At 60.3% G+C, this 23,711-nt stretch carries 21 protein-coding genes and 1 pseudogene; 14 read left to right on the forward strand and 8 right to left on the reverse strand.

The features are described 5' to 3' along the window. Positions 1-182: 182 nt before the first annotated feature. The gene (ctrA, locus tag J2X43_RS11060) at positions 183-884 is read right to left on the reverse strand and encodes a response regulator transcription factor CtrA (RefSeq protein WP_112390401.1); all 702 of its coding nucleotides are present in this window, start codon (positions 882-884) and stop codon (positions 183-185) included. Between the two features lie 443 nt (positions 885-1,327). Between ctrA and J2X43_RS11065 the strand changes: the two genes are divergently transcribed. Beyond that, the gene (locus J2X43_RS11065) at positions 1,328-1,678 is read left to right on the forward strand and encodes a flagellar export protein FliJ (RefSeq protein ID WP_112390402.1); all 351 of its coding nucleotides are present in this window, start codon (positions 1,328-1,330) and stop codon (positions 1,676-1,678) included. Positions 1,679-1,783: 105 nt separating this feature from the next. Here the strand turns inward: J2X43_RS11065 and J2X43_RS11070 are convergent, their stop codons facing one another. Continuing rightward, positions 1,784-2,062 carry a GNAT family N-acetyltransferase gene (locus tag J2X43_RS11070; protein WP_310293958.1) on the reverse strand — a complete coding sequence of 93 codons (279 nt, stop codon included), beginning with the start codon at positions 2,060-2,062 and terminating at the stop codon, positions 1,784-1,786. Positions 2,063-2,164: 102 nt separating this feature from the next. On the opposite strand from J2X43_RS11070, the gene J2X43_RS11075 reads away from it, so the two are divergent. Beyond that, complete coding sequence (locus J2X43_RS11075) at positions 2,165-2,632, forward strand: paraquat-inducible protein A (RefSeq protein ID WP_112516332.1); 468 nt, start codon at positions 2,165-2,167, stop codon at positions 2,630-2,632. Between the two features lie 19 nt (positions 2,633-2,651). Here J2X43_RS11075 and J2X43_RS11080 read toward each other — a convergent pair whose 3' ends face one another. Continuing rightward, complete coding sequence (locus tag J2X43_RS11080) at positions 2,652-2,927, reverse strand: DUF1153 domain-containing protein (protein ID WP_034476390.1); 276 nt, start codon at positions 2,925-2,927, stop codon at positions 2,652-2,654. A gap of 396 nt (positions 2,928-3,323) precedes the next feature. Here J2X43_RS11080 and J2X43_RS11085 point away from each other — a divergent pair, with 396 nt between their 5' ends. Next, positions 3,324-4,070 carry a LuxR C-terminal-related transcriptional regulator gene (locus J2X43_RS11085; RefSeq protein ID WP_310293961.1) on the forward strand — a complete coding sequence of 249 codons (747 nt, stop codon included), beginning with the start codon at positions 3,324-3,326 and terminating at the stop codon, positions 4,068-4,070. A 3-nt stretch (positions 4,071-4,073) separates the two neighbouring features. Here the strand turns inward: J2X43_RS11085 and J2X43_RS11090 are convergent, their stop codons facing one another. Further along, on the reverse strand, positions 4,074-5,108 hold the full coding sequence (locus tag J2X43_RS11090) for a DUF2793 domain-containing protein (protein WP_310293963.1): 1,035 nt from the start codon (positions 5,106-5,108) through the stop codon (positions 4,074-4,076). Positions 5,109-5,221: 113 nt separating this feature from the next. After that, complete coding sequence (cysQ, locus tag J2X43_RS11095; RefSeq protein ID WP_310293965.1) at positions 5,222-6,019, reverse strand: 3'(2'),5'-bisphosphate nucleotidase CysQ; 798 nt, start codon at positions 6,017-6,019, stop codon at positions 5,222-5,224. A 478-nt stretch (positions 6,020-6,497) separates the two neighbouring features. Between cysQ and J2X43_RS11100 the strand changes: the two genes are divergently transcribed. The 7 genes from J2X43_RS11100 (at position 6,498) to J2X43_RS11130 (ending at position 13,242) form a co-directional block, all read left to right on the forward strand. Further along, positions 6,498-7,400, forward strand: coding sequence for a branched-chain amino acid ABC transporter permease (locus tag J2X43_RS11100; RefSeq protein ID WP_112390410.1), 903 nt, complete (start codon positions 6,498-6,500; stop codon positions 7,398-7,400). A gap of 5 nt (positions 7,401-7,405) precedes the next feature. Continuing rightward, entirely contained in the window at positions 7,406-8,797 is a 1,392-nt protein-coding gene (gene livM, locus J2X43_RS11105) for a high-affinity branched-chain amino acid ABC transporter permease LivM (protein WP_112516336.1), read from the forward strand. Then, positions 8,797-9,660 (forward strand): ABC transporter ATP-binding protein, encoded by an 864-nt coding sequence (locus J2X43_RS11110; RefSeq protein WP_112390412.1) that lies wholly within the window; start codon positions 8,797-8,799, stop codon positions 9,658-9,660. The genes livM and J2X43_RS11110 overlap by 1 nt, the downstream gene beginning before the upstream one ends. After that, on the forward strand, positions 9,660-10,388 hold the full coding sequence (locus J2X43_RS11115; protein ID WP_112390413.1) for an ABC transporter ATP-binding protein: 729 nt from the start codon (positions 9,660-9,662) through the stop codon (positions 10,386-10,388). The genes J2X43_RS11110 and J2X43_RS11115 overlap by 1 nt, the downstream gene beginning before the upstream one ends. A 24-nt stretch (positions 10,389-10,412) precedes the next feature. Next, entirely contained in the window at positions 10,413-10,766 is a 354-nt protein-coding gene (locus J2X43_RS11120; protein WP_112390414.1) for a DUF6867 family protein, read from the forward strand. Between the two features lie 228 nt (positions 10,767-10,994). Then, the gene (locus tag J2X43_RS11125) at positions 10,995-12,119 is read left to right on the forward strand and encodes a branched-chain amino acid ABC transporter substrate-binding protein (RefSeq protein ID WP_112390415.1); all 1,125 of its coding nucleotides are present in this window, start codon (positions 10,995-10,997) and stop codon (positions 12,117-12,119) included. A gap of 154 nt (positions 12,120-12,273) precedes the next feature. Next, positions 12,274-13,242: a D-glycerate dehydrogenase gene (locus J2X43_RS11130; protein WP_310293968.1), complete on the forward strand. Its 969-nt coding sequence runs from the start codon at positions 12,274-12,276 to the stop codon at positions 13,240-13,242. A gap of 423 nt (positions 13,243-13,665) precedes the next feature. Here J2X43_RS11130 and J2X43_RS11135 read toward each other — a convergent pair whose 3' ends face one another. Together J2X43_RS11135 and J2X43_RS11140 are read right to left on the reverse strand one after the other, a co-directional pair. Beyond that, positions 13,666-14,583, reverse strand: a complete 918-nt coding sequence (locus tag J2X43_RS11135; protein ID WP_310293970.1) for a response regulator transcription factor — start codon at positions 14,581-14,583, stop codon at positions 13,666-13,668. Then, positions 14,576-17,962, reverse strand: a pseudogene (locus tag J2X43_RS11140) (ATP-binding protein). The gene J2X43_RS11135 and the pseudogene J2X43_RS11140 overlap by 8 nt, the downstream one beginning before the upstream one ends. Before the next feature lie 216 nt (positions 17,963-18,178). Here J2X43_RS11140 and urtA point away from each other — a divergent pair. The 4 genes from urtA (at position 18,179) to urtD (ending at position 23,128) form a co-directional block, all read left to right on the forward strand. Continuing rightward, the gene (gene urtA / locus J2X43_RS11145) at positions 18,179-19,471 is read left to right on the forward strand and encodes an urea ABC transporter substrate-binding protein (RefSeq protein WP_310293972.1); all 1,293 of its coding nucleotides are present in this window, start codon (positions 18,179-18,181) and stop codon (positions 19,469-19,471) included. 118 nt (positions 19,472-19,589) lie between these two features. Continuing rightward, a complete protein-coding gene (urtB, locus tag J2X43_RS11150; RefSeq protein WP_310293973.1) occupies positions 19,590-21,209 on the forward strand; it encodes an urea ABC transporter permease subunit UrtB in 1,620 nt (539 codons plus the stop codon). After that, on the forward strand, positions 21,206-22,366 hold the full coding sequence (urtC, locus tag J2X43_RS11155; RefSeq protein ID WP_310293974.1) for an urea ABC transporter permease subunit UrtC: 1,161 nt from the start codon (positions 21,206-21,208) through the stop codon (positions 22,364-22,366). Before urtB ends, urtC begins: the two co-directional genes overlap by 4 nt. A 6-nt stretch (positions 22,367-22,372) precedes the next feature. Beyond that, complete coding sequence (gene urtD, locus J2X43_RS11160; RefSeq protein ID WP_310293976.1) at positions 22,373-23,128, forward strand: urea ABC transporter ATP-binding protein UrtD; 756 nt, start codon at positions 22,373-22,375, stop codon at positions 23,126-23,128. A 224-nt stretch (positions 23,129-23,352) separates the two neighbouring features. Here urtD and J2X43_RS11165 read toward each other — a convergent pair whose 3' ends face one another. After that, positions 23,353-23,637 carry a GIY-YIG nuclease family protein gene (locus tag J2X43_RS11165; RefSeq protein ID WP_310293977.1) on the reverse strand — a complete coding sequence of 95 codons (285 nt, stop codon included), beginning with the start codon at positions 23,635-23,637 and terminating at the stop codon, positions 23,353-23,355. Between the last annotated feature and the right edge of the window lie 74 nt (positions 23,638-23,711).

Raw genomic sequence — 23,711 nt, forward strand, 5'->3', positions numbered from 1 at the left:
GTTCCAGATGCAATGCCCGGGGCCCGTCCCGGGCATTTTCGCGCGTCTAATAAGCTAGCACTCTCCGGCACTTGGCCGGAATGATGCGGGGCGACAGGCGATCGGGAGAACAGCAGGCCGCAAACGAAAAAATCCCGCCTTGAAGGCGGGATTTTGAATTTGGCAAAAGGGGAAATGCGGTATCAGGCGCTTTCGGCGTATTCGGCACCATCCGGCTCGCGCAGCACGTAGCCACGGCCCCAGACGGTTTCGATGTAGTTGGCGCCGCCGGCAGCATTGGCGAGCTTCTTGCGCAGCTTGCAGATGAAGACGTCGATGATCTTCAGTTCCGGCTCGTCCATGCCACCATAAAGGTGGTTCAGGAACATTTCCTTGGTGAGCGTCGTGCCCTTGCGGAGCGAAAGCAGCTCCAGCATCTGGTATTCCTTGCCCGTCAGGTGAACGCGCTGGCCGCCGACTTCGACGGTCTTGGCGTCGAGATTGACGATCAGTTCGCCCGTCATGATGACCGACTGGGCATGGCCCTTCGAACGGCGGACGATGGCGTGGATGCGGGCGACGAGCTCGTCCTTGTGGAACGGCTTGGTCATGTAGTCGTCGGCGCCGAAGCCGAGACCGCGGACCTTGTCTTCGATGCCCGCCATACCCGAGAGGATGAGGATCGGTGTCTTGACCTTGGACAGGCGGAGAGTGCGCAGCACTTCATATCCGGACATGTCGGGAAGGTTCAAATCGAGAAGGATGATGTCGTAATCATACAGTTTGCCGAGGTCGACGCCTTCTTCACCGAGATCGGTGGTGTAGACGTTAAAACTTTCGGACTTGAGCATCAGTTCGATGCTCTGCGCGGTCGCGCTGTCGTCTTCAATCAGTAGTACCCGCATTATTATCCCCTTTACCGCCGCCGAAAGGTGGTCTGGCCCCCTACGCGATACCGAAATATGTCACTGCGTGATTTGGAAGCTGCCACGAAATGGTTAACAAATTCTATTCCACTCTGGCAAGAGGTAACGAATTTATTAAATATTTTGTCCATTCCGCTGTTTTCCAACGAGAATTCGCAAGACCGATTCCTTAACTTTTACATTAAGAACGGCCGCTAAGCGATTCATTCGACTCAGCAATGAAAAGGTTTCGGAAATCGCGTAGTGATGTTTACCGAGCCTTAAATCATCGGACCTATCATTAACGATGCCCGTAAACGAAAGGTTACCAGCGGTAGGTTTTTGTTAATACCGACGGAAATTTTTTGGGCAGACCGTCTCAAAGCGGTGCGCAAGGGGCAGTTTTAGTAAAGCCGGGATCTCGCATCACTGGAGTAATGCGTATGAAGTCGCGTGAGAGCCTAGTTCGCCTGAAGGAATTTCAGGTGAACGAAAAACGACGTCAGCTGCAGCAATTGCAGATGATGATGTCTGAATTCGAACGGATGACGAAGGATCTGGAGAGCCAGATCGTCGTCGAAGAGAAGAAGTCCGGCATTTCCGACCCGAATCATTTCGCCTACCCGACCTTCGCCAAGGCCGCACGTCAGCGTGCCGACAATCTTCAGGTCTCCATCAAGGAGTTGAAGATGCAGGAAGAGGCTCTGGAACAGGCGCTCGAGGAGATGCAGGCAGAATATGCCCGTGCAGCCGCCCTCGAGGAGCGCGACGGCGCGATTCGCGCCCGGGCGTAACGGTCTGGCGATGGACGCCGCCTGGCGTCCTGGGGAATCGCCGAAGAAAAAGCCACGTATGACGGGCAAGGTCCGTCATACGTGGCTTTTCGTGTTTTTTGTTTCTCAGTTCACCACGTCGCGCCATTCGTCGTGGCGCTGCGACTGTGCCTTGAAGAACGGGCAAAGCGCAAAGATCTTCCAGCCGCCCTTGCGGGCTTCCTCGACGGCGTGCAGCGCTAGCGCCTGACCGGCGCCTTTGCCGCGCAATGCGTCGGGGACGCCGGTGTGATCGATGATGATGAGCTTCGGCGAGGTGCGGGAATAGGTCATCTCGGCCTCATGCCCCTCGACATCAACGACATAACGGCCGCCCGAGGCATTTTCTTCGTTGCGGATATCCATTCTATTGTCCTCCGAAAGAGATGCGTTGCCCGAACGTGGCATGGCGGGCAGGGGCCTACAAGCCGGAGCGGGGGCGACGCAGTGTTCAACGGAGAAGGCTTGATGGTGAAATTGGCGCTGCTGAAGCCCGTGCTGCTGGTCGCGGCGCCTTTCTTTCTGGCGCTCGGGCTGGTCCTGCCGCTGATCCGCTTCGAGAAGCTCTATTTTTTCGATGAGACGCCGTCGCTGATCGGGATCGTGGGATCGCTCTGGAGCGGCGGCGACATGCTGCTTGCGGCGATCGTGGCCCTGGTCTCGATCGTTCTGCCGGTTTGCAAGATGATCGGCCTGGCGGTGGAGGCAACAGCGGCCGGTGGCGGAACCGGCAGCTGGTTTTATCGTCACGCCGTTCCTTACCTGTCCAAGTGGTCAATGATGGACGTGCTTCTGGTGGCGATCGTCATTGCTGCGGCGAAGACCACAGGGCTGGCGGATGCTTTTACGCAGCCGGGCCTCTGGTGTTATGCGGCCTCAACAATAATTTCGGGCCTTCTGCATTCCTTGAAGGGGAATGCGTCCGGCCCGAAATGAACTTGGTGCCAAAAGGCGATTAGTGACGGTACTGCTGGATACGCGTCGTGCGCAGGCCGGCCAGGCCGTGACTGCTGATCGACGACTGCCAGGACAGGAACTCTTCTACGGTAAGCGTGTAACGCTCACACGCTTCTTCCAAGCTCAACAGGCCACCGCGCACAGCCGCGACAACCTCAGCCTTGCGGCGGATAACCCAGCGCCTTGTATTCGGCGGCGGTAGATCCGCAATCGTAAGCGGGCTGCCATCGGGGCCGATGACATATTTTACTCGGGGTCGTATCATTTCGGTCATTGGGACTCTCTACACAACTCAAGACCACAAACGTCACTCTAGCCCGTCACATTTAAAAATTGCCTAAACCGGTCGTAAGAATTTGATAACAACTTTAAGTGCCGGAGCTACCCACCTCCGGCCGAACTTCCCTTACGTAAATTTGAGCCCGGTGCATGGCTCCCATGCGTAATAAATAATATCTATATTTCGCGGGAAGATTTATAAGCGCTGCAACATTACGAATGAGCGCTAGACCTCGTCTCCGTTCTTCTCGCAGCATTCAGTCATAGAATCACGCCGAAAGCTTCCGTCGACTGCGACGCGGAGCCTCGCTGTGCTCTTGCTGTTGTCCGGCGCCTTCAACGGCCTGCTGGAGCGGGGACGGACCGCAGGTCGCGATTGAGGAAAAAATCGATGACGAGACGGGAACGCGCAGTGCGTAACTGCGTAGACGATAACGCTTTTTCGCTTTCCACCACCACGCGCCAGGGCGATCTGAAGATCGAGTTCAAGCGCAGTCTTGAGCGCATGACCAAGGACGCGGGCTTCGATTTTTTCCTGCTTGCCTCGTTTCCGCGCGGCGATGCGACGGGCTTCGTTGAAAACCGGGTCGCAAGCAACTGGCCGCAGACCCTCGTCAATCTATACGAGGGCGCGGACATGTTTTACTGCAGCGAACTCGTCAATGCTCTGAAGCAGACGATCGTGCCAGTATATTGCAATGCGGGAACCTTTGGCGGCGCTGCCGCCAATCTAGAAAACCGCCGGTTGAACGCCGCCTTCCAGATGCATGGATTGCAGGCAACTTTCGGCTTTTCGCTACATGACGCTGATCTAAAACAATACATTTTTGCATTTTCCGGTTCGCGGCCCGCGCTGCAGCAGGAAGAGCAGATGGCACTTTTTTTCTCGGCGATGCAGGCGCTCGACCGCTTCAGCAGCGCCAATCGCGATGAAGTGGGCCCGGCGGAAAGCCTGACGCGGCGCGAAATCGAATGTCTGCGCTGGTCTGCGGCCGGCAAGAGCAGCGACGAGATCGCCATCATTCTCGATCTCTCCTCGCATACCGTCGTCGGCTACCTGAAGAGCGCCATGCGCAAGCTCGATTCGGTCAACCGCATGCAGGCCGTTGCCCGGGCGCTGCGTTACCGGTTGCTCTGACCTTCAGAGCAGGATGGCGCTGATCTCCGTCTTTCCGGCGCCGAATTCATATTGCGCCGTTCCTGTATGCACGATCGACAGCCAGTCTCCGGCGGTCAGCTGAGCGAGGCCGAACGCCGTCTGGCGTGCTGCCGCGGTGGTGGTGACACCGGCAACGGTTGCAAGTGCGGTGCTGCCGTTCGCTTCCAGCCGTGCGCCATAGGCCGATGAGGTCAGCGTGCTGACGGAGAGAAACAGCAGGTAGAGGCCGGAAGCCGGGACGATCAATCTGTTGCCGGTGCCGGATGGCACCGCGGCGCCCAAGGCGAACCCACCCTGCTGCGCATGGATGGCATTGAAGCCGGTGCGGGTGTTACTGGCTGGGGTCGAGGTCCCCGCAGCAAGAGAAGCGCGTACGACCGGGCGCGCCGGTGTCCTGACGATGCCGCCGGCGGCAATCGCCAGGGCCGTCTCCCATGCCGCGCCATCGCCGCTCACCTTGATCGAGAACTCGTCATCGCCTGCGAGCCCCATTTCTGCACGACCCGACCAGTTGGACTGGAAGAGAAGCGACGCCGTGTCGCCGGCCGACGCCTTGTTGACCTTTACCTGATGACCATGGCCTTCGTGATTGAAAAGGCTGGCAGGGGAGGAGATGGCGAGGCGGTTTTGCAGATCGGCTGTCGCGTTCAATCCGAGAAGCGGCAGGCTGGAGGGCGGTGGGGCAATATCGCTCCAGGTGCCATCGACCAAAATCCGGAATTTTCCGGTGGCGGCAAAATACGCCCGCCAGCCCTCGCGCGGCGCGATATAGAGCCAGGCGCCGTCCTGGCGGAAAACCAGCCTTCCCTGTTTCCCGGCCCAGATCCCTGCCGCGTCTGTTGCGATCAGATAGCAGCTGCCTTCTTCCGGCGCTTCGGGCGGTGCCGAGGCTTCGCTTGTGATCGTCAGCTGGATGACGGCATCGATAATCTGTAGCGCCTCGTTATGCGTCACATGCTTCTGTGCCTGGGAGGGTAGAATATAGGGGAGGGCAAGATTGGCGGTGATCTCGGACATGCAGCAATCTCCATTGCGCCGGGGCGTCGGGTGCTGCCGATCTTAGATCCGCTGTAGCGGCCGGGGACGAAGGCCCGCTGCCGCCGTTGATGTTCAAGCTGATTCTTGTCCTGTTATGCGCGGCGAAGCGCGCGCTTCCGGCTTCCCCAGGAAATGAAATCCGGATTGACGAAGTCAGGCTCACCCTTTCGGCCGATCTTGCCGTAGGTCAGCGGCAGCCCGTCGAGCGTCAGGGTCGTGCCGCCAGCGGCGCGCAAAACGGCATCGCCCGCCGCCGTGTCCCATTCCATCGTCCGGGTGAAGCGCGGATAGACATCCGCCTTGCCCTCGGCCAGCAGGCAGAATTTCAGCGACGAACCGATATTGGTGCATTCTGAAATGTCGTGCTTGGCCAGAAAGCTGTCGGTCGCCGGGCTGTTGTGGCACCGGCTTGCCAGCGCCAGCCGGTGTTCCGGCTCGTCGCGGACGGTGACGGTTTCGCGCCCGTCGACCGTGAAGTCTGCGCTGACATGGAGTTTTACGGCGCTGCCCGATTCGCCGGCAAAGGCGACGCCCAGCGCCGGGGCATAGACGATGCCCGCGACCGGAATGCCATTCTCGATATAGGCGATGTTGACCGTGAATTCCTTGCGCTTGTCGACGAACTCACGCGTGCCATCCAGTGGATCGACGAGGAAAAACGGCTTATCCCCGATATCAGGAATATGGCCTGCAGCCACCGATTCTTCGGCAATGACGGGAATGTCAGGATATTCCCTGGTGAGATGCGCGAGAATGATCTTTTCGGCTTCGTGGTCGGCCAGCGTTACCGGCGTCTCATCGGCCTTGGTCGAGACGTGATAGCCCGCACGGAAAATCTCGATGATCTTCCGCCCTGCTTCGAGAGCTGCATTTTCGAATGTCGGCAACATCACGTTTCAGAATCTTTCGAACCGGGAAGGGCCCCGGCGAAGCGTCGAATATAACTTTAAATATAAGATTGAGGCCAGACTTTTGCACGCCGCCGAAAACCGCTATGAAAGAAGACAGGCAGCGGAATGGTTTTCACCCAATCGTCAGCCGCGCGGTCGGAATTTGCTTCGAATTCCATTTTTGTGGAATAGCTTTCGTTGGCCGGAACCGGTGCCGGATCACAAAAGCGCGGCAATGGTTAATCCACAGGCCGTTTCTGGCTAAATTTTTGTCATATAATGCCTTTTTAGTGTGGAAATTGATCCGTAACGCGCCATTTGCGTCCGTTTGAGCAAGAATCTGATTCAGCGCAGCCTTTTTGTCTTCACATTTTCCCTGAAAGCGCTATGCATGCGGCTACGAGGTTTCGATTTAAAAGCGGAGCCCTAACCAAAAAGAGATGCAGCCATGTTGGTTCGCATCCAGGGGAAATGACATATGGAGTACTTTATCCAGCAGCTCTTCAATGGGCTGACTCTTGGATCCATCTATGGTCTGGTCGCTATTGGCTATACGATGGTTTACGGCATTGTCGGCATGATCAATTTCGCCCATGGCGATGTCTTCATGCTTGGTGGTTTCGCTGCTCTTATCGTCTTTCTCGTTCTCACATCCATTTTCGCAGGTCTTCCGGTAGCAGTTCTTCTGCTGGCGATGCTTGTTGTTGCGATGCTGATGACGAGTTTGTGGAATTGGACGATCGAGCGAGTTGCATACCGTCCGCTGCGCGGTTCGTTCCGCCTGGCGCCGCTGATCACCGCGATCGGCATGTCGATCACGCTTTCGAACTTCATCCAGGTGACGCAGGGCCCGCGCAACAAGCCGATCCCGCCGCTGGTCACTTCGGTCTACGATATTGGCGGCATCTCGGTTTCGCTCAAGCAGATCATCATCATCGTCATCACGGTCGTGCTGCTCGCGGGCTTCTGGTACCTCGTCAACCGCACGGCGCTCGGACGCGCCCAGCGCGCGACGGAGCAGGACCGCAAGATGGCCGCTCTGCTCGGCGTCAATGTCGACCAGACGATTTCCATCACCTTCATCATGGGCGCCGCACTCGCTGCCGTCGCCGGTACGATGTACCTGATGTATTACGGTGTCGCCTCGTTCACCGATGGCTTCACCCCAGGCGTCAAGGCGTTCACGGCTGCCGTTCTCGGCGGTATCGGTTCGCTGCCGGGCGCAGTGTTCGGCGGTCTGCTGATCGGTCTCATCGAGTCGCTCTGGTCCGCCTACTTCACCATCGCCTACAAGGACGTCGCGACCTTCGCGATCCTGGCTTTCGTCCTGATCTTCAAGCCGACCGGTATTCTCGGACGGCCGGAAGTCGAGAAGGTATAATCGTCATGGCAAACATTGAAACTTCCGCAGGCAAGCCCGAGGCCGGGCTTGTCCAGAAGGGTATCCGTGAAGCTTTCTTCACCGGTCTCGTCTCGCTCGGCCTGTTCGTTCTCTATGTCGGTCTCGGCACGCAGCAGAACATCAACAACGAACTGATCATCGTCCAGCGCTGGGGCCTGCTTGCGATCTTCGTCGCAATCGCCGCCATCGGCCGCTTCGTCATGGTCGTCTTCATCCAGCCGAACATCAATCGCCGCAAGCTTGCCAAGGCAAAGCAGGGCGAGCTCGATATCTCGACGGAAAAGAGCTTCTTCCACACGCACTTCCTGAAGATCGCGCTGGTTGCCCTGCTGCTTTACCCTGTTGTGATCTACGCGCTCGTCGGTGCGCAGGGCTCGCTGAAGTGGGTCGACAACTTCGGTATCCAGATCCTCATCTACGTGATGCTCGCCTGGGGTCTGAACATCGTCGTCGGCCTCGCCGGTCTTCTCGACCTCGGCTATGTCGCCTTCTACGCTGTCGGCGCCTATTCCTATGCGCTGCTCTCCAGCTATTTCGGCCTGTCTTTCTGGGTGCTGCTGCCGCTGTCTGGCATCTTTGCCGCTCTCTGGGGCATCATCCTCGGCTTCCCGGTCCTGCGTCTGCGCGGCGACTATCTTGCCATCGTGACGCTCGCTTTCGGTGAAATCATCCGTCTGGTGCTGATCAACTGGACCGATGTCACGAAGGGAACGTTCGGCATCTCCGGCATTCCGAAGGCAACGCTGTTCGGCATTCCGTTCGATGCGTCCGCCGGCGGCTTTGCCAAGCTGCTCGGCCTGCCGATGTCGTCTGCCTATTACAAGATCTTCCTGTTCTATCTGATCCTGGCACTCTGCCTGGTCACGGCTTACGTGACCATCCGGCTTCGCCGCATGCCGATCGGCCGCGCCTGGGAAGCTCTGCGCGAAGACGAAATTGCCTGCCGCTCGCTCGGCATCAACACGGTGACGACCAAGCTCACCGCCTTTGCGACAGGCGCCATGTTCGGCGGCTTCGCCGGCTCGTTCTTCGCAGCGCGCCAGGGCTTCGTCTCGCCTGAATCCTTCGTGTTCCTGGAATCGGCCGTCATCCTCGCCATCGTCGTCCTCGGCGGCATGGGCTCGCTGACGGGTATCGCGATTGCCGCGGTTGTCATGGTCGGCGGCACGGAAGTGCTGCGCGAAATGGACTTCCTGAAGGTCGTCTTCGGTCCCGATTTCACGCCGGAACTCTACCGCATGCTGCTCTTCGGCCTCGCCATGGTCGTGGTCATGCTCTTCAAGCCGCGCGGTTTCGTCGGCTCGCGTGAACCGACCGCCTTCCTCAAGGAGCGCAAGGCGGTATCCGGAAGCTTCACCAAGGAGGGCCACGGCTGATGAGCCCTGTAGAAACAATGTCCAACGATACCCTGCTCAAGGTCGAGCACCTGTCGATGAAGTTCGGTGGCCTGATGGCCATCAACGATCTGTCCTTCGAAGCCAAGCGCGGCGACATCACCGCCCTGATTGGCCCGAACGGCGCAGGCAAGACCACGGTGTTCAACTGCATCACCGGCTTCTACAAGCCGACGATGGGCATGATCACCATGAACCAGAAGAGCGGAAAGCAGTATCTGCTCGAGCGCCTTCCGGATTTCCGCATCACCAAGGAAGCCAAGGTCGCCCGTACCTTCCAGAACATTCGTCTGTTCTCGGGTCTGACGGTTCTGGAAAACCTGCTCGTCGCCCAGCACAACAAGCTGATGAAGGCGTCCGGCTACACGATCCTCGGCCTGCTCGGCATCGGCAGCTACAAGAAGGAAGCGGCTGCCTCGATCGAGCTTGCACGCTACTGGCTGGACAAGGCCGATCTGACCGATCGCGCCGACGATCCGGCAGGCGATCTGCCCTACGGCGCCCAGCGCCGCCTGGAAATCGCCCGTGCGATGTGCACCGGTCCGGAACTGCTCTGCCTCGACGAACCCGCGGCGGGTCTCAACCCGCGTGAATCGCTGGCACTCAACGAGCTGCTGCGTAGCATCCGCGCCGATACCGGAACCTCGATCCTACTCATCGAGCACGACATGTCGGTGGTCATGGAAATTTCCGACCACGTCGTCGTTCTCGAATACGGCCAGAAGATCTCCGACGGTACGCCCGATCATGTGAAGAACGACCCGAAGGTCATTGCGGCCTATCTCGGTGTCGAAGACGAAGAAGTTGAAGAGGTCATCGCGACCGTAGAAGGGGGCGCATTCTGATGGCTGGGGAACAGCTTCTTAGTGTTCAGGGTGTCGAGACCTATTACGGCAATATCCGCGCTCTCGCCGGCATCGATGTCGAAGTCAAGAAGGGTGAAATCGTCAGCCTGATCGGCGCCAACGGCGCCGGCAAGTCGACGCTGATGATGACGATCTGCGGCAGCCCGCAGGCGCGGACCGGCTCGATCATTTTCGAGGGCCGCGACATCACCAAGATGCCGACCCACGAGATCGCGCGCCTGCGTATCGCCCAGTCGCCCGAGGGACGCCGGATTTTCCCGCGCATGACCGTTCTGGAAAACCTCCAGATGGGCGCGGGTCTGGATAACCTGAAATATTTCCATGAGGACCTCGAGAAGATCTTCGTGATGTTCCCGCGCCTCAAGGAGCGCCAGACGCAGCGCGGCGGCACGCTTTCGGGCGGTGAGCAGCAGATGCTGTCGATCGGCCGCGCGCTGATGGCCCGTCCGAAGCTTCTGCTTCTCGACGAGCCGTCGCTTGGCCTGGCGCCGCTGATCGTCAAGGGAATTTTCGAGGCGATCAAGAAGCTCAACGAAACCGAAGGCCTGACGGTCTTCCTCGTCGAGCAGAACGCATTTGCTGCCCTCAAGCTTTCGCATCGCGCCTACGTGATGGTGAACGGCAAGGTGACGATGAGCGGTTCCGGCAAGGAACTGCTTGCCAATCCCGAAGTCCGTGCCGCCTATCTCGAAGGCGGGCGGCATTGATCCGGGCAGAAGGGAGACTTTGATATGCAGGGACTTTTCTTCGAACCGGACATGGGCGTCAGGACGGTTATCCGCGCGCTCGTCATGCTCATCGGTTTCTGGACCGCGTGGCGCGCCGGCAAGGCCGCGGCCGAAGGCTGGAGCGATTACCCGCTGGTGATCGCCTATACCTTCCTGCTCGCCTGGGTGATGCAGTTCCTGCATCACGCGCTGTTCAACGGCCCGATGCTGAGCGCCTTCTTCTACATCATCGATTTCGTGCTGCTGCTCGTCTTCTCGACGGCCGGCTTCCGCTTCCGCCGCACCAATCAGATGGTCAACAACTATTACTGGCTGTACGAAAAAACTTCCGCCTTCTCGTGGAAGAACAAACATTGACAGCCCGTTGAAACTAGGCATGAATTGCCTCAGCGGCGGTACCCGGAAGTCTTGGACTTAAAACGGAAATCCGCCACTGATAAGAAATCGAAGGGCATGGCTCATGGCCGGCAAGGCACAACGCCACCGGTTCATGCCCCCAGAGAGGAACAGCTTCCCGGCGCAAACGATGGTGGGTAATGCGCTGGGTCTAGGACCGGAACCCGCCCAAAAATTGGGAGTAAAAACATGAAGAAGTATCTTCTGTCAGCAGTAGCTCTTTCCGCGATGGTCGCTTTCAGCGGCGCTGCGCGGGCTGACCTGCTTGTTGGTGTTGGTGGTCCGCTGACGGGCCCGAACGCTGCGTTCGGTGCACAGCTTCAGAAGGGTGCCGAACAGGCAGCCGCTGATATCAACGCTGCTGGCGGCATCAATGGCGAGCAGATCAAGGTCGAGCTCGGCGACGACGTCTCCGACCCGAAGCAGGGCATCTCGGTAGCGAACAAGTTCGTTGCTGACGGCGTCAAGTTCGTTGTCGGTCACTTCAACTCGGGCGTTTCCATCCCGGCTTCTGAAGTTTACGCTGAAAACGGCATCCTCGAAATCACCCCGGCTGCTACGAACCCGCAGTTCACCGAGCGTGGTCTGTGGAACACGTTCCGTACTTGCGGCCGTGACGACCAGCAGGGCGCGATTGCCGGCAAGTATCTTGCCGACCACTTCAAGGACGCCAAGATCGCTGTCGTTCACGACAAGACGCCTTACGGCCAAGGTCTCGCTGACGAAACCAAGAAGGCTATGAACGCCGCTGGTATCACCGAAGTCGTGTACGAAGGCATCAATGTCGGCGACAAGGACTTCTCGGCCCTCATCGCCAAGATGAAGGAAGCCGGCGTTTCGATCATCTATTGGGGTGGTCTCCACACCGAAGCTGGTCTCATCATCCGCCAGGCAAAGGACCAGGGCCTGAAGGCAACGCTCGTATCGGGTGACGGTATCGTTTCGAACGAACTGGCTTCGATCGCTGGCGACGCTGTTGAAGGTACGCTGAACACCTTCGGCCCGGATCCGACGCTGAACCCGGCCAACAAGGACCTCGTCGAGAAGTTCAAGGCTGCCGGCTTCAACCCGGAAGCCTACACCCTCTACTCCTACGCTGCGATGCAGTCGATCGCAGGCGCTGCAAAAGCCGCTGGCTCTAACGATCCGGAAGCCGTTGCAAAGGCGATGAAGGAAAAGGGTCCGTTCCCGACCGTTCTCGGCGAAATGTCCTTCGATGAAAAGGGCGACCCGAAGCTCCCGGGCTACATCATGTACGAATGGAAGAAGGGCCCGGACGGCAAGTACAGCTACTTCCCGCAGGCTGCGAAGTAAGCATCGCTTGCACGGTTCCGACCGTTTAGAGGAAGCCCGGTTTCGACCGGGCTTCTTTGTTCTTGGCGACGGTTTCGCGGCGGAGTGACGTTTTCAATCCAGGTGTGATGGGCTAGGTCTTGAGCCTCGCCTGGATCTAGAACGGAAGCTCATCATGTCCCGACCGCGCATTCTCGTCACCCGCCGCTGGCCCGCTGCCGCCGAGGCGGCACTCGCCGAACGTTTCGAGGTTACCCTCAACGAAGCTGACGTGCCGATGACCGCCGATCAGCTGCGCCAGGCGCTGGCCGATTATGACGCGGTGCTGCCGACCGTCTCCGACAAGCTGCCGGCATCCGTCTTCGAGGGCGAGATCCGTACGAAAATCCTCGGCAATTTTGGTGTCGGCTACAATCACATCGATATCGCGTCCGCCAAGGCCAAGGGTATTGCCGTCACCAACACGCCGGGCGTTCTGACCGATTGCACCGCCGATATTGCCATGCTGCTGCTGCTCGATGTCGCCCGCCGTGGCGGCGAGGGTGATCGGCAGGTGCGCGCCAACGAATGGAAGGGCTGGTGCCCGACCCACATGATCGGCACCAAGGTCTCCGGCAAGACCGTCGGCATCATCGGCTTCGGCCGTATCGGCAAGGCCTTCGCCCAGCGCTGCCATTTCGGCTTCGGCATGGATGTGGTGTTCTACAATCGCTCCAAGGTCGATGAGGCCGAAGCCGCCCGATACGGCGCGCGCCAGCTCGCGGCCGTCGAGGACGTGCTTGCGGCCGCCGATTTCGTCTCGCTGCATTGCCCGGGTGGAGCCGAGAACCGGCACCTGATGAACGCGGCGCGCTTCGCGGCGATGAAGAAGGGTGCGTTCCTGATCAACACGGCGCGCGGCGACGTGGTGGACGAGGCGGCGCTGGTTGCGGCCTTGCGGGACGGGACGATCCGTGGGGCAGGGCTCGATGTCTACGAGGCGGAGCCGCAGGTGCCGGAGGCGCTGAAGGCGATGGAGAATGTGGTGCTGCTGCCGCATCTCGGCAGTGCTACCGAGGAGACACGCACGGCGATGGGGATGAAGGTGGTAGAGAATGTCGCCGCGTTCTTCGAGGGCCGGGAGCCGGCGGATCGGGTGGTGTGAGGGTGGTCTTTTCTACCTGAGCAAGTTCGCCCCCCTCTGCCCTGCCGGGCATCTCCCCCAAAGGTGGGGAGATTGGCTGGGGCAGCTGCTCGCATCACGCTGGCATTGACGTTGCAGCGCCAATGGCTTTCTGCAGCTAATCCACGCGCACCCTCATTCCTGTGCTTGTCACAGGAATCCAGCCACCGCGCGTCTGCGCGGTGAATGACTCATTTCTCTATTGAAGAAGTCTCCCGCGCCCCAGGACTGGGGCGCACTGGATTCCTGTGACAAGCACGGGAATGAGGGAGGTTTGGGCGGCGGCTGCGGTGTGAGGTATGAGCGAGCGGCAGCCACGAGTCATCTCCCCACCTGTGGGGGAGATGCCCGGCAGGGCAGGGGGGCGGACTTGCTCGGAGCCGCGAAGCTCAAGCCACCTCCACATCACGCCTCATGCAAAACATGCGCCGCCTTCACCGCAGCAGATGCCCGGTTCTCCACCCCAAGCTTCACATAGATCTGCTCGAGATGCTTGTTCACCGTCCGCGCCGAGAGCCCGAGAATCTCACCGATATCCCGGTTCGCCTTGCCCTTGGCGATCCAGAGCAGCACTTCCGACTCCCGCTGGGTCAGCGAAAAATGCTGGCGCAGCACAGCGTCGTCGCTGCGCTGGCTGACGGCGGTGAGGCGGAAGAGGTATTCGTCGGGACCGATGGTGCCGAGGAAGGCGAGCTGCAGCACGGGCTGGCCGGCGTGGGTGACCGAGAAGGCGGTGTCGCGGCCGCTTCCCATGCGGTCCTTCATCCAGGCGGCGATATGCGCCGTTACCACCTCCATGCCGTCGTCGCTGCCCATGGCGGCGTTGACGAGGCGGGTGGCTTGCGGGGTGGACCAGTGGATGGCGCCATTGCCCTTGACCGCCAGCAGATGGCGGCCGGCGGCGTCGAGGGCGACGCGGGCGCTCTGGGCCGAGCGGGCATTGCGCAGGTGGACGCGGATGCGGGCGCGCAGTTCGTCGATATTGATCGGCTTGGTCAGATAGTCGACGCCGCCCGATTCCAGTGCATGGACGACATGCTCGGTCTCCGTAAGCCCGGTCATGAAGATGACCGGCACCTGGCCGACTGCGGCATTCGCCTTCAATTTGCGGCAGGTCTCGAAGCCATCCATGATGGGCATGACGGCGTCGAGCAGGATGAGATCGGGGGTGATGCGCTCGACGATGTTGAGTGCCGCCGTCCCCGACGTGGCGATCAGCACGGAGAAGCCCGACTGTTCCAGCGCATCGGTCAGGAAGCCGAGCGCCTCCGGGGAATCATCGACAAGCAGGACGATATCGCGGGGATGGGCCGTGTCAGCCAATGGTCTCTACCTTTTCGTCGAAGCCGTGCAGGAAGGTCATGAAGCCGTCGAGATCGAAGGCGCCGACATAGGCTCGCAGTTCATCGGTAAATGGCTGATTTGCTTCGTCCTTGGCAAGGTCATTGAGCTTGGCTTCGATACCCCTGATGTAGCCGATTTCGCAAAGGCGCATCAGTTCCTCGATATGGGCCGCACCCGGGCTGACGAGCGGCGGCCTGGCTGGCGCTGCAGGCGGCGGGGCGCTGTCGGCATAGGTCCATTTGAGGCCGAGATGCAAAGCAAGCTTGTCGCGCAGCTGCTTGATATCGACGGGTTTGCCGATCGCGTCGTTATGGCTGTCGTCGCTTTCGGCTGTCGCCGCGGCATCGCCGATATTGGCCGAGAGCATCAGGATCGGTGACGTCTGGCCGCTTTCGCGCAGGCGCGACGCGAGCTGCCAGCCGCTCATGCCGGGCATGGAGATGTCGACCAAGAAGAGGTCCGGCTTGATACCCTCGATCAGCGTCACGCAGTCCGGCCCGCTCGCCGCCGTCAGCACCACGAAATCGAGCGGCGCCAGGATTTCCCGCATCATCTCGCGGTGATCCTCGTTGTCATCGACGACGACGATCGTGCGGCGCGGGCCGTCATAACTGACGATCTTCTTTTCCTGTGGCGGGGCGACGATTTCGCGTGTCACCGCCGAGAGCATCAGACGGACGCGGAAGGTCGAGCCCTTGTCCTTCTCGCTCTCGACCGAGATTTCGCCGCCGAGCGTGTTGGTCAGGAGCCGGGTGATGGTCAACCCGAGGCCGAGCCCCGGCATCGGCCGGATGCTTTCGGCTTCGCCGCGTTGGAACGGTTCGTAGATGCGGCTGATATCCTTCTCCGCGATGCCGCGGCCGGTATCCGACACCGTGAAGGTGGCGACCTGGCTGCGATAGCCGATGTCGAAGGTCACCGTGCCCTCGTCGGTGAACTTGATGGCGTTCGACAGCAGGTTGACGAGAATCTGGCGCAGCCGCTTCTCGTCGGTGCGCACGAATTGCGGCAGTGAGGGCGAGCGATAGTGATGGAAGGTGAGGCCTTTCGCCTGTGCCTGCGGCCGGAACATGTCGACGATCTGGTCGAGGAAATCCTGGATGTTGATCTCGTTGGAATAGACCTGCAGGCGCCCGGCCTCGATCTTGGAGATATCCAGTAGCCCGTCGATCAGGCCGGAGAGGTGCTCGGCCGAGCGGCGGATCACCTTGATCGAGGATTGGCGCGGCGCCGGGATGGTTTCGTCGCGCTCGAGGATCTGGGCATAGCCGAGAACGGCATTCAGCGGCGTGCGCAATTCGTGGCTAAGGCCCACGACATAGCGGCTCTTGGCGCGGTTTGCAGCTTCTGCGGTTTCCTTGGCATTCTGCAGTGCTGCATCGGTCTTCTTGTGGGCGGCGATTTCCTTGAGCAGCAGCGTGTTCTGGCGTGAGGATTCTTCTTCCGCGACGACGCGGCTGTCATGGGCGAGCACATAGAACCAGCAGACGACGCCGGCGATGACGGCGAAGACGAAGAAGACGATCAGGATCGTGCGGTTGACGACCTCTGATGTCTCCGGCGATGCGGAGGCCACCTGATGGGCGATCATCGCCAGGATTGCGCCGACGGCAGTCAGCGCCAGCACGACGGCGATGCCGTAACGGCCCAGGCGAGTGGTGAGCTTTTCGATCACCGTTTCGGGCAACAGCGCCTTGGCGACGGTGCCGATCTGCGCATTCAGCCGGGCGTTCGGCTTGCACATGTCGTGGCAGCGGCTGTCGAGCGAGCAGCAGAGCGAGCAGATCGGCGCGGCATAGGCCGGGCACCAGGCCATGTCCTCGGGCTCGAAGGGATGTTCGCAGACCGAGCAGGTGATGCTGGTCAGGTTCTTCCAGCTATGGCGCGGCTTGCGGGCCAGATAGTATTTGCCCTTGGTGCCCCAGGCGATCAGCGGCGAGGCGATGAGCGAAATGACCAGCGTGATATAGGGCGCCAGCGAGGCTGCGATCGCCCCGAAAGCGCCGAAATGGGCGATGAGTGCCACGGTCGCCGACAGTGTCATGGCGCCGAGGCCGACCGGGTTGATGTCGTAGAGATGGGCGCGCTTGAACTCGATGCCCGGAGGGGCAAGGCCGAGCGGCTTGTTGATGAAGAGATCGGCGGAGATGGTGCAGAGCCAGGCCATGGCGATGATCGAGAAGATGCCGAGCGTTTCCTCAAGCAGCTTGTAGATGCCGAGTTCCATCAGCAGCAGGGCGATGGCGACATTGAAGATCAGCCAGATGACGCGGCCCGGATGGCTGTGCGTCAGGCGCGAGAAGAAGTTCGACCAGGCGAGCGAGCCGGCATAGGCGTTCATCACGTTGATCTTCAGCTGCGAGACGACGACGAAGGCGGCCATCAGCAGCAGCGCGGCATTGTGCCAGGGGATCATGTAGCCGAAGGCGGTCAGATACATCTGCGCCGGATCGGCGGCTCGATCGACAGGCACGCCAGCCGTGAAGGTCAGGACGACGAGGAAGGAACCGGCCAGCAGCTTCGGCGCGCCGATGATCACCCAGCCGGGACCGGCGAGGAAGACGGCGAGGCGATGGCGCCACTTTCGCTGCCCATCCGGCGGCAGGAAGCGCAGGAAGTCGGCCTGTTCGCCGATCTGCGACATCAGCGCCAGGATGACGGCCGAGGCGGCGCCGAACTCCACGAGGTTGAAATCGGCGATGGTGCCCGGCGGTCCCGAGGCATGGCGGATGCCGGCGAAGGCGCGCCAGACATCGAACTTCTCCCAGTCGAGAAAGGCGATGAAGATGAACGGCAGAATGTTCAGCACGATCTAGAAGGGTTGGGTCACCAGCTGGAAGCGGCTGATCAGCTTGACGCCGTGTGTGACCAGCGGGATCACCATGACGGCGCTGATGATGTAGCCGATCCAGAGGGGGATACCGAGCGTCAGCTCCAGCGCGCCGGACATGATCGACGCCTCGATGGCGAAGAGCATGAAGGTGAAGCTCGCATAGATCAGCGAGGTGATGGTCGAGCCGATATAGCCGAAGCTCGCGCCGCGGGTCAGCAGATCGATATCGACGCCATGGCGGATGGCATAGCGGCTGATTGGCAGGCCGATGGCGAGCATGGCGATCGAGGCGACGATGATGGCGTAGAAGGCGTTGGTCGTGCCGTAGGACAGCGTGATCGCGCCGCCGATCGCCTCCAGCGCCAGGAAGGAGATGGCGCCGATCGCCGTCTGCGAGATGCGCTGCGAGGAGAATTGCCGGGCGCTCTTTGCGGTGAAGCGCAGCGCGTAGTCTTCCAGCGTCTGGTTGGCGACCCAGCGGTTATATTCGCGCCTGACCGGAATGATGCGTTGCCGCGCTGCCATGCGTGTGTGCCAGTCCCTTCGTTCCGTTTGTCATTCTTCCGTAACATGGATGGGCGCGACGCTTAAGGGTGCGGCGCAGCATAAGCGTGCAGATTTAGCCCCGTTGCCTACGTCATATTACGTATGTGTTTTCGCAGTGCAGCACCGGATAGTCCCTTAAGCAACAGTTAACCGCCGGTTTCGGCCTGTTGTCGAACAAGAAGAGGGGATCACAAGATGAATCTGCGATCATATGTTTCAGGTGCCGTGCTCGGCGCCGTCATGTCGGCCACGGCCGCATTCCATGGGGCAGTCGCTGCCGACGACACGATCAAGGTCGGCGTTCTGCACTCGCTCTCCGGCACCATGGCCATCTCCGAGACGACGCTCAAGGACGCCATGCTGATGCTCATCGACGAGCAGAACAAGAAGGGCGGCCTTCTCGGCAAGAAACTCGAAGCCGTCGTCGTCGATCCGGCCTCGGATTGGCCGCTGTTTGCCGAAAAGGCACGCGAGCTGATCGAAAAGGACAAGGTCGCGGCCGTGTTCGGTTGCTGGACGTCCTCGTCGCGCAAGTCGGTTCTGCCGGTTTTCGAAGAGCTGAACTCGATCCTCTTCTACCCGGTCCAGTACGAGGGTGAAGAATCCTCGCGCAACATCTTCTACACCGGTGCCGCTCCGAACCAGCAGGCGATCCCGGCCGTCGACTACCTGATGGAGAAGGAAGGCGTGAAGCGCTTCGTTCTCGAAGGTACCGACTACGTCTATCCGCGCACGACCAACAAGATCCTGGAAGCCTATCTCGAATCCAAGGGCATTCCGAAGGAAGACATCATCATCAACTACACGCCGTTCGGCTTCTCCGACTGGCAGACCGAAGTTTCCAAGATCAAGGAATTCGGTTCGGCCGGCAAGAAGACCGCGGTCGTCTCGACGATCAACGGTGACGCCAACGTTCCGTTCTACAAGGAACTCGGCAACCAGGGCATCAAGGCAACCGACATTCCCGTCGTCGCCTTCTCGGTCGGCGAAGAAGAGCTTGCCGGTCTCGACACCAAGCCGCTCGTCGGCCATCTGGCTGCCTGGAACTACTTCGAGTCGGTCGAAAGCCCGGCCAACAAGAAGTTCATCAAGGAATGGCACGCCTACACCAAGAATGACAAGCGCGTGACGAACGACCCGATGGAAGCGGCCTATATTGGCTTCAACGCCTGGGTTAAGGCTGTCGAGGCCGCCGGCACGACCGATACCGACAAGGTTCTCGACACCATCATCGGCGTCTCCGTTCCGAACCTTTCGGGCGGCACTGCGACCGTCATGCCGAACCACCACATCACCAAGCCTGTCCTCATCGGCGAAATCCAGGGCGACGGCCAGTTCGAAATCGTCCAGGAGACACCTGCCGTCGTCGGCGACGAATGGTCCGATTACCTGCCTGACTCCAAGGATCTGATCTCCGATTGGCGCAAGCCGATGAACTGCGGCAACTTCAACGTTGCGACCGGCAAGTGCGGCGGCAAGGGGTCTTGAGTTAGCCGATCCGATACCTGCCTGATGCCTTCCGTCCGGACCCCCATGTTCCGGGCGGAAGCTCCGTCCCAAACGGTTGGTGCCCCAGAGGCCAACGATAATCCAGGCGAGAAAGCCGATGTATCGCGCCATCAAGATCGTTCTTTTCACACTCCTCCTCGCGCTGCCGGTCTTCTCCTCGGCACTGAAGGCGCAAGAGGATGTCCATGCCCTCGTCAATGCGCTCGGCGCCGGTGATTTCGATGCCCGCGAGGCGGCCATCAAGGCGCTCGTTGCCTCCAAGGATCCGCATGTCGGCCAGATCCTGCAGCAGCTCAGCGACGGCCAGCTTTATGTGAATTCGGAAGAGGGCGGCCCGGTCCTGCTGCAGGGCGGCACGGATGATGAACCGACCTTCTCCGACCCGATCAGCGGCGAAGCGGTCGCCGATATCGACCCGGACTATATGTCCAAGGTCAAGATCAACAATTCTCTGCGCGGCATCATCGCCACCAGCATGAGCACGCTGACGCTGCTGAGCCCGGATCGTTCCGCGCGGCTCGCCGCCGCTCAGGGGCTGCTCAAGGATGCCGATCCCTCCAATCTCGATCTCTTGAATTCAGCGCTTGCTACTGAGAAGGACGGCGAGGTCGAGAACACGATGGAAGCCGCCCGTGCGGTGATGATGCTGAAGAGCGATGTCAGCGCCGAAGACAAGAAGGCCGCCATCGACACGATCGCCGCCCGCGGCGACCGCAACGCCATGACGATCCTGACGGCGGCGATGGAAACCGCGCCTGACGACCTGAAACCGGCGATCCAGTCGGATATCGACGGCATCAAGCGCAGCCTGGCTGTCTGGGATGTGGTGCAGAACGTCTGGTACGGCCTGTCGCTCGGCTCCGTGCTGCTGCTCGCCGCCATCGGCCTTGCCATCACCTTCGGCGTCATGGGCGTCATCAACATGGCGCATGGCGAGATGGTGATGATCGGCGCCTACACGACCTATGTGGTGCAGGAGTACATTACCTCGAATTTCCCGGGCATGGAGACCTATTCGCTGGCCTTCTCGGTGCCCGCAGCCTTCCTCTTCACCGGTTTCGTCGGCCTCGTCATCGAGCGTCTCGTCATCCGCTATCTCTATGGCCGCCCGCTGGAAACGCTGCTCGCCACTTGGGGCGTGTCGCTCATCCTGCAGCAGGCGGTACGCTCGATCTTCGGTCCGACCAACCGCGAGGTGCGCAATCCGAGCTGGATGTCCGGCGCCTTCGAATTCGGCGGTCTGTCGATCACCTGGAACCGCATGTGGATTATCGTCTTCTCGATGGCGGTGTTCGTGACGCTGCTGATGCTGCTGAAACGCTCGGCTTTCGGCCTGCAGATGCGCGCCGTCACCCAGAACCGCCGCATGGCGTCCTCGATGGGCATTCGCACCGGCTGGGTTGATGCCTTTACCTTCGGGCTCGGGTCCGGGATCGCCGGGATCGCCGGGGTGGCGCTCAGCCAGATCGACAACGTCTCGCCGAACCTCGGACAGAGCTACATCATCGACAGTTTCATGGTCGTGGTCTTCGGCGGCGTCGGCAATCTCTGGGGCACGCTGGTCGGCGCCTTGTCGCTCGGCGTCGTCAACAAATTCCTGGAACCCTTCGCCGGCGCGGTGCTCGGCAAGATCCTGGTGCTCGTCCTCATCATTCTCTTCATCCAGAAGCGTCCCCGCGGGCTCTTCGCACTCAAAGGAAGGGCGGTGGAAGCATGATTACGGCTTTCCTTTTCCGGTCTCTCGATCGCAAGATCTCGATAGCCATCGCCGTCCTGCTTCTGGTCGCGATCCTAGTTCCGGTGCTCAATCTGCTCACCGGCCCGGACAATCCGCTGCATATCCCGACCTATATCATGGCGCTGTTCGGCAAGTATCTGACCTATGCGCTGCTGGCGCTGGCGCTCGATCTCGTCTGGGGCTTCTGCGGCATCCTATCGCTCGGCCACGGCGCCTTCTTCGCGCTCGGCGGCTATGCGATGGGCATGTATCTGATGCGCCAGATCGGCTCGCGCGGCGTCTATGGCGATCCCATCCTGCCTGACTTCATGGTGTTCCTGAACTGGAAGGAACTGCCCTGGTTCTGGTACGGCTTCGATCACTTCTGGTTCGCGGCGATCATGGTCGTCGCCGTGCCCGGGCTGCTCGCCTTCATCTTCGGCTGGTTCGCCTTTCGCTCACGCGTCAACGGCGTTTATCTGTCGATCATCACCCAGGCGATGACCTACGCCCTGCTGCTTGCCTTCTTTCGCAACGACATGGGCTTCGGCGGCAATAACGGCATGACCGATTTCAAGGAAATTATCGGCTACAACGTTCAGGCCGACGGCACCCGCGCCAGCCTGTTTGCTGCCACGGCGATCTTCCTGGCGCTGTCGCTCATCATTGCGTCGGCGATCGTCCGCTCGAAATTCGGCAAGGTGCTGGTCGGCGTGCGCGATGCCGAAAGCCGCACCCGCTTCCTCGGCTACCGTGTCGAGCATTTCAAGCTGTTCACCTTCGTTGTCTCGGCGATGATGGCGGGCATCGCCGGCGCTCTCTACGTGCCGCAGGTCGGCATCATCAATCCGGGCGAATTTGCGCCTGCCAACTCGATCGAAGTCGTCATCTGGACGGCGGTCGGCGGCCGGGCGACGCTGATCGGCCCGATCATCGGTGCCATCCTCGTCAATGGCGGTAAGACCATCTTCACCGGTCTCTTCCCCGAGTTCTGGCTGTTTGCGCTCGGCGGTCTCTTCGTTGCCGTCACGCTGTTCCTGCCGAAGGGCATTGTCGGCACGGCCGCGCAGTATATCGGCAGGCGCAAGCCGCGGACGGAAGCGTCACCTCCCTCGCTGGAGGACGGCGTCGATGCAAAAATCCAGGCAGCGGAGTAGGCGCGGATGATCCCCGATATCAAACCTAACAGCGTGCTCTATCTGAACGGCGTCTCGGTTTCGTTCGATGGCTTCAAGGCGCTGAATTCGCTGTCGATCGTCATCGAGCCCGGTGAACTCCGCGCCATCATCGGCCCGAACGGTGCCGGCAAGACGACGATGATGGACATCATCACCGGCAAGACCCGGCCCGACGAAGGCGAGGTGTTCTTCAACGGCCAGACGGACCTGACGAAACTCGACGAAGCCGATATCGCCCAGCTCGGCATCGGCCGCAAGTTCCAGAAGCCGACGGTCTTCGAAAGCCATACCGTCTGGGACAATCTGGAACTGGCGCTGAACCGCAAGCGCGGCGTCTTCCCGACGCTGTTCTACCGTCTCTCCGGCGACGACAAGGCGCGCATCGATGAAATCCTCGAGACCGTGCGCCTGACGCATCGCCGCGATGAGTTCGCGGCCAATCTCAGCCACGGCCAGAAGCAGTGGCTGGAGATCGGCATGCTGCTCGCCCAGGAACCGAAGCTGCTGCTCGTCGACGAACCTGTGGCCGGCATGACCGATGCCGAGACAGCGGAGACGGCGATCCTGCTGAAGGAGATCGCCAAGACCCGCTCGGTCGTCGTCGTCGAACACGACATGGGTTTCATCCGCGATCTCGGGGTCAAGGTGACGTGCCTCGCCGAAGGCTCGGTGCTGGCCGAAGGGTCGATCGATTTTGTCAGTGCCGATCCGAAGGTGATCGAGAATTATCTGGGGCGGTGAGGATGGGTGTGATGCGCGAAATACCCGCCTCTCTCCTGCAACGCCGGTGCCTGGATCCTCGGGTCAAGCCCGAGGATGACGGGAGGGATGTGGGCAAGGACTACGAGAGGGATGTGGGCATCGCAGACGAAAGCGACCATCGCATGCGCGCGGTGTTTCCGTCGGATTGCCTTGGCAAAACCTTTCCTCCGTCATCCTCGGGCTTGACCCGAGGATCCACCGCCTCAACCGAATTCTTCATAGAGGTCGCGCCAGCCGGGATTGAGTTCCTCTATCAGGGTAATTTTCCAAGCGCGATACCATCGCTTCAGCGACTTCTCCCGTTGGATCGCGGTGCCGATGGAGAGGTGTTCTTCATACCAGACCAAACGAGTGCACCCATATTGGCTGGTAAATCCTTTGGTCAGGCCTTCCCTATGTTCGTAGACGCGCCGTTCGAGATCGGACGTCACGCCGATATAGAGTGTGCCGTTCTTCCTGCTGGCCATGATGTAGACGTAGCCGCTCATGACAATCGTCGAATGATGGATCCTCGGGTCAAGCCCGAGGATGACCCAAGGGGCTGTTGCATGCGCAGCTTCAC

The organism is Rhizobium sp. BE258 (assembly GCF_031457345.1).
GTDB lineage: Bacteria > Pseudomonadota > Alphaproteobacteria > Rhizobiales > Rhizobiaceae > Rhizobium.

Bases quoted from the DNA above. Each gene is read 5' to 3' on its own strand.
- ctrA (WP_112390401.1), bottom strand. From the start codon at position 884: ATGCGGGTACTACTGATTGAAGACGACAGCGCGACCGCGCAGAGCATC.
- J2X43_RS11065 (WP_112390402.1), top strand. From the start codon at position 1,328: ATGAAGTCGCGTGAGAGCCTAGTTCGCCTGAAGGAATTTCAGGTGAAC.
- J2X43_RS11070 (WP_310293958.1), bottom strand. From the start codon at position 2,062: ATGGATATCCGCAACGAAGAAAATGCCTCGGGCGGCCGTTATGTCGTT.
- J2X43_RS11075 (WP_112516332.1), top strand. From the start codon at position 2,165: ATGGTGAAATTGGCGCTGCTGAAGCCCGTGCTGCTGGTCGCGGCGCCT.
- J2X43_RS11080 (WP_034476390.1), bottom strand. From the start codon at position 2,927: ATGACCGAAATGATACGACCCCGAGTAAAATATGTCATCGGCCCCGAT.
- J2X43_RS11085 (WP_310293961.1), top strand. From the start codon at position 3,324: ATGACGAGACGGGAACGCGCAGTGCGTAACTGCGTAGACGATAACGCT.
- J2X43_RS11090 (WP_310293963.1), bottom strand. From the start codon at position 5,108: ATGTCCGAGATCACCGCCAATCTTGCCCTCCCCTATATTCTACCCTCC.
- cysQ (WP_310293965.1), bottom strand. From the start codon at position 6,019: ATGTTGCCGACATTCGAAAATGCAGCTCTCGAAGCAGGGCGGAAGATC.
- J2X43_RS11100 (WP_112390410.1), top strand. From the start codon at position 6,498: ATGGAGTACTTTATCCAGCAGCTCTTCAATGGGCTGACTCTTGGATCC.
- livM (WP_112516336.1), top strand. From the start codon at position 7,406: ATGGCAAACATTGAAACTTCCGCAGGCAAGCCCGAGGCCGGGCTTGTC.
- J2X43_RS11110 (WP_112390412.1), top strand. From the start codon at position 8,797: ATGAGCCCTGTAGAAACAATGTCCAACGATACCCTGCTCAAGGTCGAG.
- J2X43_RS11115 (WP_112390413.1), top strand. From the start codon at position 9,660: ATGGCTGGGGAACAGCTTCTTAGTGTTCAGGGTGTCGAGACCTATTAC.
- J2X43_RS11120 (WP_112390414.1), top strand. From the start codon at position 10,413: ATGCAGGGACTTTTCTTCGAACCGGACATGGGCGTCAGGACGGTTATC.
- J2X43_RS11125 (WP_112390415.1), top strand. From the start codon at position 10,995: ATGAAGAAGTATCTTCTGTCAGCAGTAGCTCTTTCCGCGATGGTCGCT.
- J2X43_RS11130 (WP_310293968.1), top strand. From the start codon at position 12,274: ATGTCCCGACCGCGCATTCTCGTCACCCGCCGCTGGCCCGCTGCCGCC.
- urtA (WP_310293972.1), top strand. From the start codon at position 18,179: ATGAATCTGCGATCATATGTTTCAGGTGCCGTGCTCGGCGCCGTCATG.
- urtB (WP_310293973.1), top strand. From the start codon at position 19,590: ATGTATCGCGCCATCAAGATCGTTCTTTTCACACTCCTCCTCGCGCTG.
- urtC (WP_310293974.1), top strand. From the start codon at position 21,206: ATGATTACGGCTTTCCTTTTCCGGTCTCTCGATCGCAAGATCTCGATA.
- urtD (WP_310293976.1), top strand. From the start codon at position 22,373: ATGATCCCCGATATCAAACCTAACAGCGTGCTCTATCTGAACGGCGTC.
- J2X43_RS11165 (WP_310293977.1), bottom strand. From the start codon at position 23,637: ATGAGCGGCTACGTCTACATCATGGCCAGCAGGAAGAACGGCACACTC.